3 protein-coding genes are annotated in these 1,431 nt (G+C 33.1%); all 3 read left to right on the forward strand.

The features are described 5' to 3' along the window. The coding region (locus FHL06_RS12980; protein WP_153387012.1) for an ATP-binding cassette domain-containing protein at positions 1-430 on the forward strand (430 nt) is incomplete at its 5' end. An 84-nt stretch (positions 431-514) separates the two neighbouring features. Beyond that, positions 515-1,165, forward strand: coding sequence for a CPBP family intramembrane glutamic endopeptidase (locus FHL06_RS12985; RefSeq protein WP_153387014.1), 651 nt, complete (start codon positions 515-517; stop codon positions 1,163-1,165). Positions 1,166-1,248: 83 nt separating this feature from the next. Next, positions 1,249-1,431: hypothetical protein (locus tag FHL06_RS12990; protein WP_153387016.1), on the forward strand; the 183-nt coding region annotated here is incomplete at its 3' end.

The raw sequence follows: 1,431 nt of genomic DNA on the forward strand, positions 1-1,431 counted from the left end.
TAAAAATACTAAAGCACATGCTCAGGAACTATTAGAATTAGTCGAACTTGGTGACTACGTTGACCACTTTCCTAATCAACTATCCGGTGGTCAAAAACAACGAGTTGCTTTAGCCAGAGCTTTAATGAGCCACCCCAAAATTCTTCTACTGGATGAACCTCTAGGTGCTTTGGACGCCTTGACTAGACGTAAAATGCAGGATTTGATTTTAGATATTTGTCAGAAACAGAATCTAACAACTATCCTCGTAACCCATGATGTTGAAGAGGCTGCCCGTATGGCTGATCGAATCATTGTTATGAAAGATTCAACTAATTCATACGAAGAAGATTGCCCTAAGAATCGTAATGCCGGTCAAATTGGTATCGTAGCTGATCGGGTTCTTGGTGAAATTTTAGAGGAACCTACTTTACAAAAACAAACCGCTTAAAAAGCCCATCAAAAGGGCTTTTTTGCTGTAATCCTGATTCTTCAAGAATGATATAATAAAAATATTAATTCTTAGGGGAAACCAATGCGACTAACTAATCAAAAGCTCAAGTACCTACTTATAACTACGCTGATTTATATGGCGATTACACTTATGCCCATTCATATAGAAAAAACTGTCTACTTAATAGTAATAATCTTTTTGATTAGTTGTTATCTATTAAAGGATGAATTCAAATATTATTGGACATATTTAAGAAACAATGGCAAAAAACTTTGGCTGATCCCAGTATTTACAATCGCGGACTTTTTGATTTCTCAAATTACTGCTAATCTTTTTCCTCAAGAATCATCTAATGAAGCTGGTTTGGAAAATACCCTACACCACGGCAATATTCTAATTATTACGGCTATGATTCTATTGATCACAGTTATAGGTCCCTTAATGGAAGAAATTATTTTCCAATACTTTATTCAGGGAGCTGTAAAAAAATATCTAAAAAAATCCACCCTTAATCAGCATTGGATTAGTATTCTTGCTATTATTATTGCCACAATATGCTTCATGCTTTGGCATGTTGACAGTTTAAAAGACTTTACTAATCTATCTTTCTTTACCTATATAGATTTGATTTTATATGCCATTATTTATCAATTGACAGACGATAATTTACTTTATCCTTTAGCAACACATATCATTTGGAATACCTTGGGATTACTCATTATTCTGCACTAAATCAGACATCATTTATCTACGGATAAATGATGTCTTTTCGTTTTTATAATGATAAGCTTGTATAAAATGACTGGAGAACAATTATGAATACCCCTAACAAGTATTTACAATTTGAAGACCCAACTGTACTTAAATTTAATTTTCAAGTTAATGATAATTTTGATTTTGAAGGTGAAATTGATGACACTGACATCAGTACTTTAGTTGAAATGCCTAGTCAATCAGAACTTGATTTTTCTGATGAAATTCCAGTTTACCTGACAGTC

It is taken from the genome of Companilactobacillus halodurans, from assembly GCF_009600985.1.
GTDB classification, from domain to species: domain Bacteria; phylum Bacillota; class Bacilli; order Lactobacillales; family Lactobacillaceae; genus Companilactobacillus; species Companilactobacillus halodurans.

Coding starts and splice junctions, on each gene's coding strand:
- FHL06_RS12985 (WP_153387014.1), top strand. CDS start 515: ATGCGACTAACTAATCAAAAGCTCAAGTACCTACTTATAACTACGCTG.